This is a genomic window from Sphingobacterium sp. UBA3549, assembly GCF_002376635.1.
GTDB lineage: Bacteria > Bacteroidota > Bacteroidia > Sphingobacteriales > Sphingobacteriaceae > Sphingobacterium.
Genome location: NZ_DFOE01000016.1, coordinates 1 through 17,378, shown reverse-complemented (window position 1 = coordinate 17,378; position 17,378 = coordinate 1). Strand labels below are relative to the sequence as shown.

At 38.1% G+C, this 17,378-nt stretch carries 17 protein-coding genes; 6 read left to right on the top strand and 11 right to left on the bottom strand.

The features are described 5' to 3' along the window. Nucleotides 1-31 precede the first annotated feature (31 nt). From B2W36_RS08515 to B2W36_RS08490, 6 genes are all read right to left on the bottom strand, one after another. Entirely contained in the window at nucleotides 32-763 is a 732-nt protein-coding gene (locus tag B2W36_RS08515; protein WP_293887436.1) for an AcvB/VirJ family lysyl-phosphatidylglycerol hydrolase, read from the bottom strand. A 323-nt stretch (nucleotides 764-1,086) separates the two neighbouring features. Continuing rightward, entirely contained in the window at nucleotides 1,087-3,084 is a 1,998-nt protein-coding gene (locus tag B2W36_RS08510; RefSeq protein WP_293887435.1) for a PAS domain-containing sensor histidine kinase, read from the bottom strand. 172 nt (nucleotides 3,085-3,256) lie between these two features. Beyond that, on the bottom strand, nucleotides 3,257-4,366 hold the full coding sequence (locus B2W36_RS08505; protein ID WP_293887434.1) for an NAD(P)-dependent alcohol dehydrogenase: 1,110 nt from the start codon (nucleotides 4,364-4,366) through the stop codon (nucleotides 3,257-3,259). A gap of 106 nt (nucleotides 4,367-4,472) precedes the next feature. Beyond that, on the bottom strand, nucleotides 4,473-5,135 hold the full coding sequence (locus tag B2W36_RS08500) for an SDR family NAD(P)-dependent oxidoreductase (protein ID WP_293887433.1): 663 nt from the start codon (nucleotides 5,133-5,135) through the stop codon (nucleotides 4,473-4,475). 33 nt (nucleotides 5,136-5,168) lie between these two features. Then, on the bottom strand, nucleotides 5,169-5,882 hold the full coding sequence (locus B2W36_RS08495; RefSeq protein WP_293883351.1) for a DsbA family oxidoreductase: 714 nt from the start codon (nucleotides 5,880-5,882) through the stop codon (nucleotides 5,169-5,171). Between the two features lie 102 nt (nucleotides 5,883-5,984). After that, on the bottom strand, nucleotides 5,985-6,380 hold the full coding sequence (locus B2W36_RS08490) for a DoxX family protein (protein ID WP_293883349.1): 396 nt from the start codon (nucleotides 6,378-6,380) through the stop codon (nucleotides 5,985-5,987). A gap of 152 nt (nucleotides 6,381-6,532) precedes the next feature. Between B2W36_RS08490 and B2W36_RS08485 the strand changes: the two genes are divergently transcribed. From B2W36_RS08485 to B2W36_RS08465, 5 genes are all read left to right on the top strand, one after another. After that, on the top strand, nucleotides 6,533-6,850 hold the full coding sequence (locus tag B2W36_RS08485) for a winged helix-turn-helix transcriptional regulator (protein ID WP_293887432.1): 318 nt from the start codon (nucleotides 6,533-6,535) through the stop codon (nucleotides 6,848-6,850). Nucleotides 6,851-7,190: 340 nt separating this feature from the next. Beyond that, nucleotides 7,191-7,382 (top strand): cold-shock protein, encoded by a 192-nt coding sequence (locus B2W36_RS08480; protein WP_209579577.1) that lies wholly within the window; start codon nucleotides 7,191-7,193, stop codon nucleotides 7,380-7,382. A gap of 290 nt (nucleotides 7,383-7,672) precedes the next feature. Beyond that, nucleotides 7,673-8,017 carry a YciI family protein gene (locus tag B2W36_RS08475; RefSeq protein WP_293887431.1) on the top strand — a complete coding sequence of 115 codons (345 nt, stop codon included), beginning with the start codon at nucleotides 7,673-7,675 and terminating at the stop codon, nucleotides 8,015-8,017. Between the two features lie 83 nt (nucleotides 8,018-8,100). Then, nucleotides 8,101-9,342, top strand: coding sequence for an RNA polymerase sigma factor (locus tag B2W36_RS08470; RefSeq protein ID WP_293883341.1), 1,242 nt, complete (start codon nucleotides 8,101-8,103; stop codon nucleotides 9,340-9,342). A gap of 158 nt (nucleotides 9,343-9,500) precedes the next feature. Further along, nucleotides 9,501-11,480, top strand: coding sequence for a PAS domain-containing sensor histidine kinase (locus B2W36_RS08465; RefSeq protein ID WP_293887430.1), 1,980 nt, complete (start codon nucleotides 9,501-9,503; stop codon nucleotides 11,478-11,480). A gap of 30 nt (nucleotides 11,481-11,510) precedes the next feature. Here B2W36_RS08465 and B2W36_RS08460 read toward each other — a convergent pair whose 3' ends face one another. The 3 genes from B2W36_RS08460 to B2W36_RS08450 all read right to left on the bottom strand — a co-directional run bounded on the left by B2W36_RS08460 (nucleotide 11,511) and on the right by B2W36_RS08450 (nucleotide 14,237). Continuing rightward, nucleotides 11,511-11,876: a response regulator gene (locus tag B2W36_RS08460; protein WP_209579570.1), complete on the bottom strand. Its 366-nt coding sequence runs from the start codon at nucleotides 11,874-11,876 to the stop codon at nucleotides 11,511-11,513. Nucleotides 11,877-12,093: 217 nt separating this feature from the next. Beyond that, on the bottom strand, nucleotides 12,094-13,413 hold the full coding sequence (gene mdlD, locus B2W36_RS08455) for an NAD(P)-dependent benzaldehyde dehydrogenase MdlD (protein ID WP_293887429.1): 1,320 nt from the start codon (nucleotides 13,411-13,413) through the stop codon (nucleotides 12,094-12,096). Between the two features lie 143 nt (nucleotides 13,414-13,556). Then, complete coding sequence (locus B2W36_RS08450) at nucleotides 13,557-14,237, bottom strand: type 1 glutamine amidotransferase domain-containing protein (RefSeq protein ID WP_293883330.1); 681 nt, start codon at nucleotides 14,235-14,237, stop codon at nucleotides 13,557-13,559. A 332-nt stretch (nucleotides 14,238-14,569) separates the two neighbouring features. Here B2W36_RS08450 and B2W36_RS08445 point away from each other — a divergent pair, with 332 nt between their 5' ends. Continuing rightward, a complete protein-coding gene (locus B2W36_RS08445; protein ID WP_293883328.1) occupies nucleotides 14,570-15,271 on the top strand; it encodes a VIT1/CCC1 transporter family protein in 702 nt (233 codons plus the stop codon). 49 nt (nucleotides 15,272-15,320) lie between these two features. Here the strand turns inward: B2W36_RS08445 and B2W36_RS08440 are convergent, their stop codons facing one another. Then, nucleotides 15,321-16,058, bottom strand: coding sequence for a hypothetical protein (locus B2W36_RS08440; protein ID WP_293887427.1), 738 nt, complete (start codon nucleotides 16,056-16,058; stop codon nucleotides 15,321-15,323). 183 nt (nucleotides 16,059-16,241) lie between these two features. Further along, the gene (locus B2W36_RS08435; RefSeq protein ID WP_293887425.1) at nucleotides 16,242-16,865 is read right to left on the bottom strand and encodes a hypothetical protein; all 624 of its coding nucleotides are present in this window, start codon (nucleotides 16,863-16,865) and stop codon (nucleotides 16,242-16,244) included. Nucleotides 16,866-17,378 lie beyond the last annotated feature (513 nt).

Sequence of the window (17,378 nt, the reverse complement as noted above, 5' to 3'; positions counted from 1 at the left end):
TATTTTTTAATAATCATTTGGTTTGCAAGCTTTATTTAGTGAGCTTGATTGCCTGGTAAATTGCGTGAAAATTTCTGTTGTAATTATGAGGTCCGTCTAACCGGGCTACGGATAATCCCGATTTTTGAAACAAGGATGCTAATTCCTCCTCACCTTCTTTACAAAATATATAGGTGGAAGCAATAGATCTCAATTTGAGCGCTTCATGAAGAACCTCATACTCATTTGGCTTCTGTTTGAAATTAAGCATGGTGGATAATGTCACTTCCAAACTTGCATATCGATCAGGAGAAAGAAAGGTGGCATGCCTGATTTTTTTCTGCAGAGCAGCCGAGAAGTGATGTATTATAAACGGAAGTACTGCCGCAGAAAAAGAGTGGCCGATGATATAGATATTATCACATTTAGACTTTTCTAGATACAGTTGAATATATCTTTCAAAATCTTGACTTGCTTCTTTCGGTGTCTTCTTTTTCCAAAAATATTTTTTTGAATCGAGGATCAACCTATCGAAACCGTCTCGCTCAAAATAGCGCAATAAGCTCTTGCTAAAATTGTTATATCCACCATCGCCAGTGATAAAAACAACCAGCGTCTTTTCAATTGTGTTCCCTTTTATTTCAGGGATGACATAATCTGGAATCTGAGCATACACCAATTGAGGGCTTACAAAGCTGAAAAGCATGATAGTCAATAGGGATTTGATATTTAAAAGCATTTTTGTCAGTCTGATAAACTTATTGGTAAGTCCCGTTATTTTCATGTACAAATGAATAAGAAACGCAAAGGACTAAGAAAAATAAATGACAAACGGACAACTAGTAATGATGAAGTGTTCTTGTCAGAAAATGCTCGGACAGATCCCAAATCGTTTAGGTAAAAGATTGATTCCCGATAATTAGTTAAAGTATTTTATACGCAATATACAACTGGAACCAAGAGGGATGCTACAGTTAATTCTACAACAAAGAATTTCTAAAAATGAGAAAGGACGGTTTATCGCAGTAAATTGATCTGTGTAAAGGTGAGATTTTAATAAATAATCTTCATGAAACAAGCAATAAGAAGGCGAATTATAGTAGAAATCTAATCAGATAACTTGCCGTTCGGTAGGATAAACCAAAATGTACTTCCTTCATTAACAACACTCTGGGCTCCTATCTGGCCTTCATGTTTTCTGATAATTTCAGAACAGATGTATAAACCAAGTCCTAATCCAGAATATTCTTTACCCGAATGACTTACTCTGTAATATCGGTCAAATAATTTAGGCAGGGCTTCTTGCTCGATGCCTATGCCAAAATCACGGACAGAGACTTTTACGGATTGATTTTCCAATACCTCGACATTTAGATGGACTTCTTTCGACATCGGCGCATACTTAATTGCATTATTGACAAAATTGATAACAACCTGATCGATCCTATGCTCATCGGCATATACCCTCGCAGTTTGATTTCCCGAAACAACCAATTGATATTCATCCTCAAAGCAGACATGGTCACAAGTACGCAGAAGAAGATCAAACATATTAAACCAATCTTTTTTGATTTCAAGCTGTCCCTCGGTAAGGCGGCGAATTTGCAATAGTTCAGCAACCAAATCGTTCATCTTCTCCACGCTTCTTAAGGACTGGTTGATCATTTTCGAATGGATATTACTATAAGGTTTATCCTTTAAAAGTTCAAGATACTGCAGGGAAGCTTTTAAAACTGTAATTGGAGTCCTTAACTCGTGGCTCACAATACTTAAAAAGTCATCTTTCTGCTGTTCAAAAAGCTTTCGATCTGTGATATCCAATGTCATGCCTACCATGCGGTCTGCGACTCCCAAATCATTGTAACGAGGACGTCCATGGGCCTGAATCCAATGCGTAGAGCCATCGCGCCATTTGACAGGATATTCTGTGCTATAGATTCCATTGGTGCGAATCGCCTCCTGCACCAGTTCTTTTACCCTGTCACGATATTCCGGATACATTGCCTCAAAAAGATCCGAATAACAAAAATCCTCCTCCGGCATAAATCCATAATTCATCTTAAACCGATCCGTGCTCTGCATCTTCCCCGTAGCTAGCTGCACCTCGGTAGATCCTAATCTGCTGGCGTCCATCGCAATTTCCAGTCGGGTATTTATTTCATTGATTGCTCTTCTGCTATTGACCTGTTCTGTCACATCCGTAGCAACAATAAGAATAAGCTTCTCCTCCTTTGAGAGACCATTCGTAGGCTGGTAAACGAAATTAAGATAGCGTTCCAGCGTTTCTCCGTCGACAGTAAGCAGGGCCTTGAGTTCTTTTCCGTAAAAAGGTTCGTCAGTTTCATAAACATTTTTCAGAATATCAAGGAATTGCTGATCTTTCAGTTCTGGTAATGCCTCAGCGAGTCGCCTCCCTAATACAGAGCGATCTTTGCCCCAGATATCAAGAATATGCTGATTTACAACATCCACAATAAAGTCAGGGCCTTTCAAAGTAGCCATAGCTACGGGGGACTGCTCGATCATGATGCGGAAAAGCTGTTGCTGTTCATGCAACAGCGAAAATAGTTTATGAAGATTGTCTTCTGAAGTGATGAGTTCCTCGTTTTTAGATAGCAGATCGGCATTTACTACTTTAAACTCCTCATTTATGGCCAAAAGCTTTTCGTTGAGATTTTTTTCCGCAAGGGACTTTTCACCTGCAAGTTTTAAGGCATTCATACGTTCTGATACTTCCGAAGCAGTATGAAGAATATATGCAGTTTTACCGTTTTGATCTAAAATCGCTTTATATTCAAAATCGAAGAAAAATTCCTGGAGTACACCATCTTTTTGAAGAAATGCGGAACAGTTTTTTGCAATGTAAGTCTTACCAGAATACCAAACTCCTTTGAGAATATCAACAAAAGGCTGTCCTTTAAGTTCGGGAACGGCATCTTGTAGGTTTTTACCCACAACCGATCTATCCTTTCCCCAAAAATTGAGCATTGCTAGGTTGGCAGTCATTATTTTTATGTCTTCTCCCTGATAGACTGCAGTGGCATTGGGTGAGTGAAAAAGTACACTGAGCAATGACTCAGAATCAATATTTTTGGGAGAATTCATACGATAAGATCAATAAAACAAATGTAATCAATTTATTTGCTATAAACCGATAATGCTTTAAATAGTTCTCACCCTAACGATTTTGACCCATAAATAAATGATGCTACGGACATAAATATTTTTAATAGATAAGTCAGTAACATTTAATGCTACTGACTTATCCCTTTGCTGATTACCCTTTATACTCACCAATAAGAATTACTGGTTTAATGGTCTTTCCTGATTCTGAATCTTCTATAGCTTGATTGATATCTTCGAATTTATATTTCTTAATTAATTTATCAAATGGGAACTGTCCATTCAGATACATCTCTACCATCTCTGGGATAAATTCGGTCGGTACACTGTTCCCTTCTACAATCCCGATCAACTTAATTCCTTTAAGTACATATGTATTCATTTCAACTTCAAGGGGCTTTGTAGCCACACCAACAATACCCATTTGTCCCAAGGACTTCAAACTCGATAAGGTATTATTAATAACATCATTACGACCGGTGGTGTCAAACCCAAAATCAAATCCTTTCGGGGAAATCTTTTGTAAAGATTCTACCACATTCTCATTACGGCTGTTAATGGTATGGGTTGCACCGAGTTTCAACGCAAAATCTAGACGTTCTTGATTGATATCGACTAATACGATCTCCGCAGCCGAGCATGCTTTTGCCGCCAGCAAAGCAGCCAATCCGACAGCGCCGGCACCAGAGATAACAATTGATTTTCCCGGAGATACTTTCAACGAGTTGATGATTGCTCCTGCCCCAGTCTGAATACCACAACCTAACGGTCCCAATAATTCTAACGGCGCTTTTTCAGAAACTTTTATAGCGTTTCTTTTATTTGCTATTGCGTATGTTGCAAACGAGGATTGAGAAAAGAAATTATCGAAAATATCTTGTTGGTTGTGTTGGTGACTATGAGAGCCATCCATACGTGCTCCCCCAAAATTCAAAGCCGGGAAATTTTCGCAGTAAGTGGGTTTACCACGCTGACATGTGTAGCACTCTCCACAGAAACCGAAAGTTAAAACAACATGATCACCCACTTTAAGGTTTTTCACACCATCTCCTACTTTCTCGATAATTCCAGCACCCTCATGTCCTAATACGATGGGAAAAGGAGTAGCGCCCGTTTGTTGATCTCTTGCAGCCATATCAGTATGGCAAGTTCCGGTTGCTACAATTCGTACTAGTACCTCATCTTGCCGAGGTTCTTGTAGCGTTATTTTTTCCAATTCGAATTTTCCACCTTTTTCTTTTACTAATGCGGCTGTTATTTCCATTGTATTATCTTTTTGTTAGATTAAATTTATCACATTACAAGATTTTTTTTCTTGATCTAGATCAAGAAAAATCAGCCTACTCAATTGCTTTATTAGGTAATTCGAATCATTTCACCTTATCTTCGGAAATATACTCTTCAGCTCTGTCTCGCTTCATGTACATATCATACCATATATATGCGATCTTGTCCTGTACAGCGGAGTCTTCCTGCATCCAAATACCAATACCGATATGACCTGCGTAAATACCTTTTCCAGATAACTCGGTATTCAGATTAAGAACATAATTGCGAAGACCAGCCATCGCTATTCCTACGTTACCCATCATGGGTACAGGCGAAAATGAAGCACCTCCGTTTGTGAATAATAACGCTCCTGTATTTTTAGCCAACATATCCGGAAGCACTTCACGGATGGATGAAATTGCACCAAGCACATTGAATTGAAATTGATAAAGTGCATTTTCTTCATTAACATCTAAAGTTGCTGCCAAATTATGGACACTTGGTATTGGGCTGTATTCAAGAACATCTATGAAACCGTATTTTTCTTTGATAGCATCAAAGGCAGATGCGATCTGAGCTTTATCCAAGATATCTGCCGTGAAAGCCGCTGCTTCGATTCCTGATATATTCAATCGGCTGACTAGGTCATTCAGCTTTTGCTGATTTCTTGCAGTAAGGGCTATCCGAAAACCATTTTCACCAAATTTCTTTGCGATGGAGAGGCCCAGTCCAGCGCCTGCTCCAACTATTGCTATTGTTTTCACTTGTACTGATTTAATGAATGTATTTTATGGTTTTTAATTGCACTCGCCGTCAATTGAACAGTTTTTTCCTTGTATTACTTCTAATGTTGCCTGCGGATTCTCTTTCCGCCACTCAAAGAAAGAATTTTCAAGGGTTTGTAAAATATCATTGGGCTGTTGTGCACCAGCGATGGCATATTTGCTGTTGATTACGAAAAAAGGAACACCTTTAGCGCCTAATTTCTGTGCTTCTTGGCCCTCATGTGCTACTTTTCGCATATAGATAGGGTCTGTCAGTGCAGTATTGATCTCGCCTTCCGTTAAACCGATTTCTTGTCCAAGTTCGACCAGTGTTTTCTGATCATTAAGATTCTTGCCTTTTGTGAAATAGGCATTAAATAAAATCTCTTCAGCTTTCTCACCGAAACCTTTGGTTTTAGCAAACTGTATGATTCGGTGACCCTTCATTGAATTGGTGACCAATGCTTTATCCAAGTTGAATTGAAGACCTACAGTTTTAGCATACTCGATCAGATCCTGATGCCCCTTTTTTGACTGCTCATAACTTAATCCCTTCCGGTCGGCCACAAACATATACATATCGTTTTGATATTTAGGTGTTTCGGGTATGGCTGGGTCAAGCTGGAAGCTTTTCCATTCTACTTCTACCAGGTCCCTATGGGGAAACTGAGCTAAAGCTTTCTCGAAATTACGCTTTCCGATGTAACAGAAAGGGCACATAATATCCGACCATATTTCTATTTTCATTTTTTTTCCATCGTCCTATTTTTTATTTGTTTTAATTGCATTTGATTCTTTTCCTGACCAAACGTCATAATGAAGAGCAGGGATAATAGTACCGCTAGTGTACTATTTTTCATAGTTCAGTTTACGGAAATAATAATAAGATACAGCCAACAATGCAAACGGAATAAGCGGGGCAATACCTTTCGCCAGCCCATCGACAATACCATGTGCTAGACTTGCGGAAAGCAATAGAATGCCGAAACCTACATAAGCCCATTCTTTGAGCATCGTCGGGATAGCTGGAATGAGAATGAAGATGGCTCCCACGATTTTTAAGATATCCAGTTCAAGTGGGAAATAATCTGGAAACTGCAAGTTTTTCGTCGTCTGGATGAGGTATTCTCGTGGCGCGAAGTAGGATGGCAGGATGATTAACGCCATGGTAATACCGGTGATGATCCAATAGCTACGTTTTGTTCTTGCATCTGGATTCTGGGAAAAATCATTCTGTTTTGTCATTTTTAATTTACTTTAATTGTTGAAATAGATTTTTATAAATCAAAAATACGTACATTTGCTTACATTTTGTAAGCAGTTACCCTAAAGTAAGCAGTTACCTTAAAGTAAGTAAAATGAAAGATCAATTTCCAAAAAGCACCGAATCCGACTGTATGGCGAGAATGCTAACCGTTCGTGACACCCTTGACGTTATCAGCGGGAAATGGAAAATCCTCATCATTATTTCCATTATGAGTGGCCACAAACGTTTTAGAGAAATAGAAAGAAGTATTCCGAAAATTTCTTCAAAGGTACTTGCTAAAGAACTAAAAGATCTGGAAGAACACCAGCTCGTCAAACGTACCGTTTATGATGAGTCGCAAGTGCTGGTAGAATATACGGCCACTGATTATGTCTTTACGTTACAAAAAGTCATTGAAGAGCTACACAACTGGGGTGTGAATCATCGGAAAAAGATATTAGGGAAGTAGTGTTACGACCATAGTTCAAGGAAAATATTTTTAGACAAATAACTTGTTTTTATTAAAACCATTGTGTACCTTAGTGAAATAATCAGGCTTCTGCCATCGCTTCTTCTGAACTTTTGAGTTTACTCCATCTTATCAGTCTTCGCTTTTTCAGCCGCTAGTTTTTGTTATCAGCAGATCAGGTAAAGTTCCTTTCTTCAAATTGATATTTTCAATACGATTAAAATACCATCCTCATTTTTTGTTTACAATTTGATTTAACTGCTTTATGCCTAGCGCTATATATTAAGTACTCGCAGACGCAGGGAGAATTTGGGTAAAATATAATTTAATAATAAATATAATGCAACAAGGAACAGTAAAATTTTTCAATGAAACTAAAGGTTTTGGTTTTATTACACCATCAAATGGAGGTCAGGATATTTTCGTCCACTCATCAGGTCTACTGAATGATGTACGTCAAAATGACGCCGTAACATTTGATCTCGAAAATGGAAAAAAAGGCATTAACGCAGTTAATGTGCGCATCGCATAATTAAGTAGAAGCTTAAACACTTCGTTAAATTAAGTTCAGCAGGTAGCAGGTATGTTATCTGCTTTTTTTTGCCTATTTTATAGCACGGTTTCATGATCAAATCAATCTTTCACCGGAATTTTTAAGTCCTTATTGTGAATAGCACTGTATTTGACAATGCGGTTACAAAGAGATAAGTAAACTTGGCTATAAGCGCTTTTTTTGATATTCTAGTATTAAAATCAGCACAAGATTGTCCCTATTTTAGTCAATCGATCGTCTTAACTGCAAATAATAAAAACTTTAAATATATGAAAGAATTTGCATTAATTTTTAGATTAAAGGACATTTCAGACTTCAAACCTTCTCCTGAACAAATGCAGGAACCTATGAATTGGTTAGCTGGAATTGCATCACAAAACAAATTGGTGGATAAGGGCAACACACTTTTACCATTTGAGGGAAGTGCGAAAACGGTGAAGCCCAACAATGTGATAACAGATGGGGCTTATACAGAAATTAAAGAATTTATCAGCGGTTATATTGTTGTGAAAGCAGATAACATTGACGAAGCGGTAGAAATAGCGAAAGACAATCCAATTTTTACCCAAGTGGGTGGAAGCATTGAAGTTCGAGAAGTTGTAAAACGTGATTAGAGAAATCCAAGCAAACTTTCCAACAGCATTTTTGTTGGAAAGTTTTGTATATTTTAATGGAGTGTGTAACAAAATTCTATACCATGGAGCTTCTACCTCATTTATTTCGCCTGGAGTATACAAAAATGACGGCGGTTTTATGTCGTAGTTTTGGTTTAAAGCATATTGAAATTGCAGAAGATATTGTCAGCGATACATTTTTAAAAGCTTCGCAACATTGGGCCGTCAACGGAATACCCGAAAATCCAAGGGCCTGGCTCTATGTGGTTGCGAAGAATAAAACCAAAGACTACTTCAAGAAATTATTGGTTTTTGAAATAAAAATTAAAAACGAAATACAGCCTGACTTTCAAGTTGAACCCAATTTCGAATTTGATTCACAGATGGTTTCCGATAGTCAATTAGCGATGATTTTTGCGGTGTGTAATCCTGTAAACTCAGATGAAAGCCAAATTTGCCTGGCACTTCAGATTCTTTGCGGTTTTAGCATTGAAGAAATTGCAAATGCGTTTTTGACAAAATCAGAAACCATTAAGAAGAGACTACAAAGAGGAAGGGCAAATCTTCGAAAAGATAATTTTCAAATTAAAAGTTTAACAAAAACCGATATTTGCTTACGATTGGACATGGTTTTAAGAACATTGTATTTGTTGTTTAGCGAAGGCTATTTTTCTAAATCAGACAAACAGCAAATCAAAATAGATCTCTGTTCGGAAGCAACGCGACTCACATTGTTATTGACGGAGAATCCATTGACAAACACACCTGAATGCAATGCTTTATTGGCTCTTATGTGTTTTCAAAGTTCACGGCTTATGGCGCGCACAAATGATAAAAACGAGGCTGTTTTATTTGACGAGCAAGATAAAAGTCTGTGGGATAAATCACTTATTGAAAGAGGAAATTATTATCTGATAAATGCAACAACAGGTAACGAACTTTCAAAATATCATCTCGAAGCGGGAATTGCTTATTGGCATACTACAACGACCGATAAAAACAAATGGCATTACATTTTAAAGCTTTATAACCAACTTATTTTAATTGAATATTCACCAATCACAGCACTAAACCGAACGTTTGCTTTTGCCAAAGTTTATGGCAACGAAGAGGCCATTGCTGTAGCCAAAAGGTTAAATTTAGTTGAAAGCAATTATTATCATGAATTGTTAGGTTACCTGTATTCCAACGTGAACATTGAAAGAGCTATTGAACATTACAAACAGGCCATTAACCTAATCAAATCCAATACTGAAAGGCAAACTCTATCAAAGAAAATAAAGGAACTTAGTCTCATTTTGAAGAAATCGGAAATATCGCATTAAATGTTATCGATCAAAAATGCGCAATCTAGATAGACCGATACGATAAAATCAGAAAATTCGGACGATAGCTATTATTAAGTTTCTTGACAAAATATAGAGCGCATTTTAGTACGATTATACATGGATATAAATTATCTTTTCCATACTTTTGCTGGTGTATGAACTCCCCAACCGAAGGCCCATTTGATAATTCCTTTAGTGCTGAATTAATTATTCAGGCTTTAGCTTCCTCCCCTGCACCTACCGCTATATATTCCGGCGAAAATATGATTATCCGCTTTGCGAATGCCGGTATGTTGGCACTCTGGGGCAAAGAATCTTCTGTTATCGGCAAACCTTTAATGGAAGCTATTCCCGAACTCGAAGGACAGCCGTTTCTAAAACTTCTACAAGAAGTGTGGCATACCGGAAAAACGTATGCTGTATCTGAGGCGCCTGCCGTATTGATCAAAAACGGAAAGGAAACACTGGATTATTTTGATTACGAATATAGAGCGCTCGTTGACCAAGATCAGAAAACATGGTGTATCTTAAATACCGCACTCGAAGTAACCTCACGCCGGGAGTTTTTGCGGCAGATAAAGCAGAAAGAAGAAATAGAGCAGGCACTCAATGAGGAGATGGCTGCTACACTTGAGGAACTTACTGCTACTAATGAAGAACTCAATAGCTATATAAAGCAGCTTGCAGATAGTCGGGAGTATATCCGAGCAATCATAGAGCAGGCGCCTGTGGGTATTGCCATGTTAAATGGTCCCGAACATCTCATTGAAATTGCCAATCCCGCTATTCTCAAGATTTGGGGGCGCAAAGAGTCAGAAATAATCGGACTTCCGCATGAAAGTGCGCGTCCGGAGCTTCAGGGGCAACCCGTAAACGATTGGATTAAGCAGGTTTACAAAACCGGACAACCTAAAATTAATACGGAATTCACGGTGAAACTGCGCCACAAAGACGGCTTGAGAGAAGCGATCGTAAATTCCGTTTATCAGCCTATATTTTCAGAAGATGGCGATATTTCAGGTGTGCTTATTATCCTCGAAGAAATTACTCAACAGGTTTTGGAAAGAAGACGGAATGAGAATAATCAGCAGATGCTCGCGCTGGCGATAGAAGCGGGTGAGCTCGCGACTTTCTACTATCAGATCGCCACAAACCATTTTTCTGGAAATTCAATGCTCAAGACGTGGTTTGGCCTCTCAACAAATGAAAATGTGGACCTCAACCAGGCTTTATCGGTGATTTTACCAGAGGATAGAGATCGCGTGATTGCTGCAATTCAATACGCCGTTAGTACAGATTCGGATGGCTATTATTTTGTAGAATATAAGATTAAAAATAAGGTTGATAAAAAAATAAGGCTTCTTCAAGCAAATGGAAGAGTGTTCTATGATCAAAATGGTATTCCATTGAGTCTCAACGGTACGCTTAGAGATATTACAGAGCAAAAAAAAGAGGAACAGCGGAAGGACGATTTCATGGGCATGGTCAGTCATGAGCTAAAGACACCTCTAACATCGCTTAAGGCCTATCTTCAAATGTTACAGCAGATGGACTTTCATACAAAAGAGGCTGCGCCGCAAAATATGCTTGGGAAATCTATAAAGCAAGTTGACTATATGACCAGTATGATTAATGGCTTTCTCAACGTGTCGCGATTAGAATCGGGTATGATGTATATGGATAAAAGAGCTTTTGATTTTAAATTGTTGTTTTCAGAAATTGAAGAAGAGATTCGCGTTACAGCCAAAACCCATAATTTTATTTTTAAATCTTCTGGGGCTGTGGATATATATGCGGACCGAGAAAAGATAGCACAGGTGATCCATAACCTGATTGGCAATGCCATAAAATATTCTGCTGTGGGGTCGACGATAATTACAGATTATGTTGTGGATGGTAAAAATATCAATATCAGTATTCGGGATCATGGAAAAGGCATTCCATTGGATGATCAGGAACGAATATTTGAACGTTATTATCGGGTGAAGGAAATTAGCACTGGTGGAACTGCGGGCCTGGGTATCGGACTCTATCTATGTAAAGAAATAGTAGAACTTCATGATGGAACTATACGCGTAGAGAGTGTTCAGAATGAAGGTACCGTCTTTTCCTTCAGCCTTCCACTCCCCTATTAAGCGCAATAGCATTATAATCTTCAGTCAGTCTTATGCCTGGAGTGCGGTCAACTTATCAACCTTTGAAATAACATCGTTGATGTCAAATGGTTTGCTCATAAAATCATCAGCGCTATGTGGATCGTCCGTTTTCATAATTTTAGCGTGGGCGCTCATCAATAATACCGGTACATTGGATGTTATTGGGTCGCATTTAAGTTCTCGGCACACCTCGGTTCCGAGCCCATCAGGCAACATCACGTCAAGCATAAATAAATCCGGCTGAATATCCATCTCCCTACAGTTAAACTCCTTTACGGTTGAAAAGGTTACTACGTTATAATTTTGTGATGATAAAAGAAGTTCAAGCACTTCCTGTATACCAACCTCATCTTCTAGAATAAAAACAGTTTTCATATTTTCTTTTAAGGAACCCAATAAATTGACTGAGCAAAATGCCTTAAGTAACTAACCTAAGATATGATCAAATAGTTCAATTTAGTTAAACAAAAATTGTGCAACTGTTATACTGCGTGAGGGATTTTTTTAAAGAATTTTGCAGTCGATGTTATTCAAGCATGCAATCAACATTATTCATGGATAAGTTGTTCATGTAAAATTCCATATTTATAACTTACTTAACTTGGAGAATTGATCGCTGATGACTGAAATTCTCCAGGCTGAATCTACCATGGTATTTACCCATTCCCGAGGTGCCGACTCCACCGAAAGGAAGATAATGCGAACCGACGTGGATCAATGTACTGTTAATTTCGGCATCACCGCTTGTTGTTCTAGCGATCACATCCTCCGCAAATTTTTGGTCTTCCGAAAATACATAGAGTGCCAAAGGCTTTGGTCTGGAGTTAATTTCATTTATTGATTCGTCAATATCAATGTAAGTCAGGATAGGCAGTATTGGCCCAAATATTTCCTGTTGCATCACAGCATCATCCCAATTTATATCCGTCATTAGTGTAGCTTCGAAATGACGTGTATCAAGATCGTAATTCCCTCCATAGATTACTTTTTCAGGTGCCGCATCAAGATAAGAAGCTAGATTTTTGATTTGATGCTGACTTACGATCTTTCCAATTTTCCCTAATGATTTATCTTCGTAAGTTGTTTTTAAATAAGACTTAAAATGGTCTATAAACGCATCTTTGACGGATTCATGTACATAGATGTAATCGGGCGCTACACAGGTCTGCCCGCAATTGATCCATTTTCCTGAAGAAATACGCTGAACAGCTTTCTCTAGATTAGCATCGTGATGAACGATCGTTGGAGATTTCCCACCTAACTCTAATGTAAGCGGTATGAGCTGCTCAGCGGCAGCTTTCATGATGATTTTACCGACCTTTGGACTTCCCGTAAAAAAGATATAATCAAAAGGTAGAGTCAATAAGAAGCTATTTTCTTCGATGGAGCCTTGAAATACGGCAACATATTTTTCATCAAACGCTTCTTTCACAATCTCTTCAATTACCTTTGCAACATGTGGTGTGTTTTCAGATGGTTTTATAATAGCTGTGTTTCCCGCCATAAGGGCGCCAATGAGCGGACTGAAAGTCAACTGAACCGGATAGTTGAACGGACCGATGATGTAATTCACACCGTAGGGCTCGTAAATATACTTGCTAATGACTTCAGCTCCTGAGGTATGCGGTTTTGATTTGACAAAGGTCGGTTTTACCCATTCTTCCATATTTTGGATCATATCGTCAAGCTCATTGAGTACTATCTGAATTTCGGCATATTCCGCTTCTACCCTGCTTTTCCCAAGATCGATATTCAAAGCCTCACAGATTGCGTCAGTATAACTCGTAAATACCTTACGGAAATTTTGCAATTGCATTTTGCGAAACGTAATTTCTTTCGTAGTCTGCGTTCTGAAAAAGTCTTTTTGTTTTTCAAATACGTCTTTTATCTTCTTTTGAATTTCAGTTTTCATTTTATTATTATTTTGTGCAGCTTCAAAATCTTTGTCCGGCATAGGTGTAGTGCGTGCATATTGTCCTTACGAATAGTAAGCAGTTGCGCGCTGCCGTTAAATTATAAAAGGCAGTACAAACTGCCTTTTACATAGTCTATAAATTATCTTTTAAGGAGTGTAATTAATTTCTCCGCCACAGCTTCTGACGATGCTGGATTCTGTCCAGTGATAAGAAGACCATCTTCCACTACATGCACACCCCAGTCATCTGTTTTGGTATAATGACCGCCCGATTTTTTCAACTCATCTTCTACAAGAAACGGCACAACCTCTGTCAGTTTAACAGCAGCTTCTTCGCTATTAGAAAACCCAGTTACGTTTTTACCTTTAACAAATGGTTCACCATTCTCGAATTTTACATTTTTAAATACTCCAGGAGCGTGACAAACTGCTCCTACAGGTTTTTTGCTATTGTAAAAATCAAGAATCAACTGTTGAGAATCGCTATCGTTTGCCAAATCCCAAAGCGGTCCATGACCTCCAGGATAAAATACAGCATCAAAATCGCCAGCTTTTTGGTCACTCAATTTTTGTGTATTCGCAATAATGCCCTGTACTTCCTTATCTTTATAGTATCGCTCGGTAGCCGCTGTCTGCGCATCCGGAACCTCACTATTTGGATCGACTGGAGCTTGTCCGCCCTTTGGAGTGGCCACAGTTATTTCAAACCCAGCATCCTTAAAAGAATAATAAGGTGCAGCAAATTCTTCCACCCAAAATCCTGTTTTATGTCCTGTATTTCCCAAATCATCATGGGAGGTAACTACAAATAGTACTTTCATGTTTTTTATATTTAGTGATTTTTACTTTGTTTAAAACCTCGATTTGTAAATCAAATTTACAAATAAAATTATGTTGTGCAAAATATAATATTGAAATACATATATCGTGACTTTATTTTTACCTTACTTTACGAATACCTGTTTGAGAAAATAATTCTAACACGTATGCCTGTCTAATAACATCGAATACTATAAAATGGTTGGCTCATTACTGTTTTAAATGTTGACCGAAAATACAATTGAGTGTTTTTAATTCAGTATCTTTATAAGAAATAGATCCAATTATTGAACCGGAAAGCTAAAATGGAGCTGGGCATCCAATATAATAATGTATGATAACAATTGATAATTATCTCGACAATCATTACATCCACCGTAGTAACTGGCTCAGGGCTGCTGTTCTAGGTGCTAATGATGGTATTATTTCTATTTCCAGTTTGGCCATTGGTGTAGCTACCGCCAGTGTTGCGCGAGATCCGATTGTACTGGCAACAGTTGCTGGGCTTGTTGCGGGTGCTTTATCAATGGCCGCAGGTGAATATGTGTCGGTAAGCTCGCAGACAGATACCGAGATGGCCGACATCGAGCGAGAAAAAAAAGAGTTGCAGGAAATGCCTGAAGAGGAGTTGCAGATTCTTGCCCAGATCTACGAGCGGCGCGGATTAAAAAAAGAAACTGCCATGCAGGTTGCGATTGAACTTACAGAAAAAGATGCATTGGCTACGCATATCCGAGACGAACTTGGCATAAATGAAATTAGTCAGGCAAAGCCCATACAGGCTGCACTTGCATCAGGAGCTTCGTTTACAGTTGGAGGTATTTTGCCTTTATTGGTTATTCTTTTTGCCCCCGTTACTGGAATGGAATATTGGCTTTATGGATTTACAATCTTCTTTTTGATCCTTTTGGGTGCTATAGCTGCTAAAACGGGCGGGTCAAGTATAAAGAAAGCGATAATACGCATAACAGTCTGGGGAACAATAGCTATGGCCCTTTCTGCCGGTGTAGGTTATCTTTTCGGTGTTAATATTTAATATAAATTAGAGAACTACATTTCCCCTGGTGGTCTTTTTCATGCCGAAATTATTTTTTTAAGCTAAAAGCCATCGAAATACATATAATGATTAACAGTATAATCGAGAATACAAACAACAGATCGTACAGCCATGCGCCCTGTGGGTAAAAGGCATCGTTTGCTAAAAAAAAACGCTGCTGATTGGGGTTGTGTGGGTCATAAAACAATAAAGTTTCTTTTGCTTTATCTTTCTGATTCGCCCTATTTAACAATTCCACACGCATATTTTCAAAACTCCGATCACCCCAAATTGGAAAATATGAAAATCGCTTTTCAGCCTTTTTAACTTTTTGTTCATACGAGCTACCGTTTGCAGTAAATTGGTATTCCAAATCGATATAAACGTATTTGGTCCTCCCACGTTGTATATTACTTGTTAGATCTCGAATGACTGGGGTTACTGCAGTCCAACTTGGATGAGTCATCCTAAATTCTTTCCGATCCAAATACGGACTTACTGCAAAGACCGTTACGATTAGGGCATAAATAATGAATAACAAAGTGACAAAGGCACTGAGCTTGCTCATTGACATGCTAACGGGCTTTCCGTTGATCTCATACCGCACCTTCCTATTAATGTCTGAATTGCTTAATTTGCGGGCAATTACATCTCTTAATAGAAAATAGAACAACGAAGTAATTATAAAGGCATAGATTAGATAGCGATAGCTATTCATTATAAAAACGACAACAGCAACAAATCCCGCAAGCACCAACCATTGAACGATTTTCCAGAATATTTTCATTAGGCTTTCCTCAAAATAACATCATATACTATTGTCTAACGGCTGCTTAATTTCACTGCGTCACGATTAGGACGAGGCTGAGCAAAGAACCGAAATTTTAAAAATTTAAAAAAAATAAATATAGTAGATGAGCACATTCTATAATCGTGTTGAATGAATATTTCGATATAAAATTAATAAAAATTAATTTAGCGACGTTATGCTTAGCATAAGACTTCGTATATCCTGTTGAATTGATCGAATGGTCGCCTGCAGTTCATTGTGCATATTCGCCAGATCATGAAGCTCCTCAGCTGCAAACACCCCGCCATCTCTAAAGTAGAGTTCCTCCAATGAACTTTCCTGCTGATCATCCAGGCCATACTGCAACCAACGTTGGCGAGTTGTCTCGATTAAAGAGAGATTTTTAGAATTACTAAAATTCTTCTCAGATATAATGCCCCAAATGGAACTTGGATAAATCTGTGCGTTATTATTTTGATACCATATACTTTCGAGCATATTACGCTGCAGGGTCATCCGGATCTTTTTCCCTTTAGGATTTAATGTCATAAATCCTAAGGCAGCTGTACCCAGACCTCCTGCAATGCTAAGTCCATTATTGAGCTCCTTGTTGTTTACTGTCGTTGCGGTTACAGCCGTAACTGCACCTAAAAGGATGGAAGCTACGGTAAGTCGAGTCTGACTCTTTGCATTAAGACCATCTATGTAGTTCGCGAGCTTATCAATACGTTCGCCATTACAATCAAGTTCCGCTGCAATGGCATTCAATTCGGACTCAAACAACATATATTTTTCAGTCATCATCTGTTTGGCAACAAGTTTTCTTGCAGAATCATCATCACTATTTACATAATCTAGTACTTGAGCGTGATAGGTTGAGGTATTTAATCAGAACAAAATTATGTGGAGAGAAATGCTTTACAAGTTGTAGACTATCAGAATTAGAAATTTGTTGCACTGGAATGGATTGATAGGTAACATTTGGCATGCAATAATTCTTAGTCAAGGTCTGTACCTGAACAGTATTGATTAAGGATGAACAACTTGTCAACAGCGCTAATGAAAAAAAAATCAGAGAAATCGATGAAAGGACTATTTTCATAATAGGGTCGTTTGTAATCTTCCAAATAACATCAAACGATCTAAAATGTTTTGGTACGTATAAAGGTTATTTTATAAATAATTTTTATAGCCGTATTACAGTGAGTTAAAAAGGAATGTTAAAAATTACAATATCAATGAAACACGGAAAAATCATCCATTAATGATCCCTTATAAATCCTTTCCGCCCAGAATTGGTAGTGTAAACTGAACTGT

What these genes read in the sequence shown, in the direction of transcription:
- B2W36_RS08495 (WP_293883351.1), bottom strand. Translation starts at nt 5,882, where the DNA reads ATGAAAATAGAAATATGGTCGGATATTATGTGCCCTTTCTGTTACATC.
- B2W36_RS08515 (WP_293887436.1), bottom strand. Translation starts at nt 763, where the DNA reads ATGAAAATAACGGGACTTACCAATAAGTTTATCAGACTGACAAAAATG.
- B2W36_RS08470 (WP_293883341.1), top strand. Translation starts at nt 8,101, where the DNA reads ATGGAGCTTCTACCTCATTTATTTCGCCTGGAGTATACAAAAATGACG.
- B2W36_RS08445 (WP_293883328.1), top strand. Translation starts at nt 14,570, where the DNA reads ATGATAACAATTGATAATTATCTCGACAATCATTACATCCACCGTAGT.
- B2W36_RS08485 (WP_293887432.1), top strand. Translation starts at nt 6,533, where the DNA reads ATGGCGAGAATGCTAACCGTTCGTGACACCCTTGACGTTATCAGCGGG.
- B2W36_RS08465 (WP_293887430.1), top strand. Translation starts at nt 9,501, where the DNA reads ATGAACTCCCCAACCGAAGGCCCATTTGATAATTCCTTTAGTGCTGAA.
- B2W36_RS08490 (WP_293883349.1), bottom strand. Translation starts at nt 6,380, where the DNA reads ATGACAAAACAGAATGATTTTTCCCAGAATCCAGATGCAAGAACAAAA.
- B2W36_RS08460 (WP_209579570.1), bottom strand. Translation starts at nt 11,876, where the DNA reads ATGAAAACTGTTTTTATTCTAGAAGATGAGGTTGGTATACAGGAAGTG.
- mdlD (WP_293887429.1), bottom strand. Translation starts at nt 13,413, where the DNA reads ATGAAAACTGAAATTCAAAAGAAGATAAAAGACGTATTTGAAAAACAA.
- B2W36_RS08475 (WP_293887431.1), top strand. Translation starts at nt 7,673, where the DNA reads ATGAAAGAATTTGCATTAATTTTTAGATTAAAGGACATTTCAGACTTC.
- B2W36_RS08510 (WP_293887435.1), bottom strand. Translation starts at nt 3,084, where the DNA reads ATGAATTCTCCCAAAAATATTGATTCTGAGTCATTGCTCAGTGTACTT.
- B2W36_RS08450 (WP_293883330.1), bottom strand. Translation starts at nt 14,237, where the DNA reads ATGAAAGTACTATTTGTAGTTACCTCCCATGATGATTTGGGAAATACA.
- B2W36_RS08440 (WP_293887427.1), bottom strand. Translation starts at nt 16,058, where the DNA reads ATGAAAATATTCTGGAAAATCGTTCAATGGTTGGTGCTTGCGGGATTT.
- B2W36_RS08480 (WP_209579577.1), top strand. Translation starts at nt 7,191, where the DNA reads ATGCAACAAGGAACAGTAAAATTTTTCAATGAAACTAAAGGTTTTGGT.
- B2W36_RS08505 (WP_293887434.1), bottom strand. Translation starts at nt 4,366, where the DNA reads ATGGAAATAACAGCCGCATTAGTAAAAGAAAAAGGTGGAAAATTCGAA.
- B2W36_RS08435 (WP_293887425.1), bottom strand. Translation starts at nt 16,865, where the DNA reads ATGATGACTGAAAAATATATGTTGTTTGAGTCCGAATTGAATGCCATT.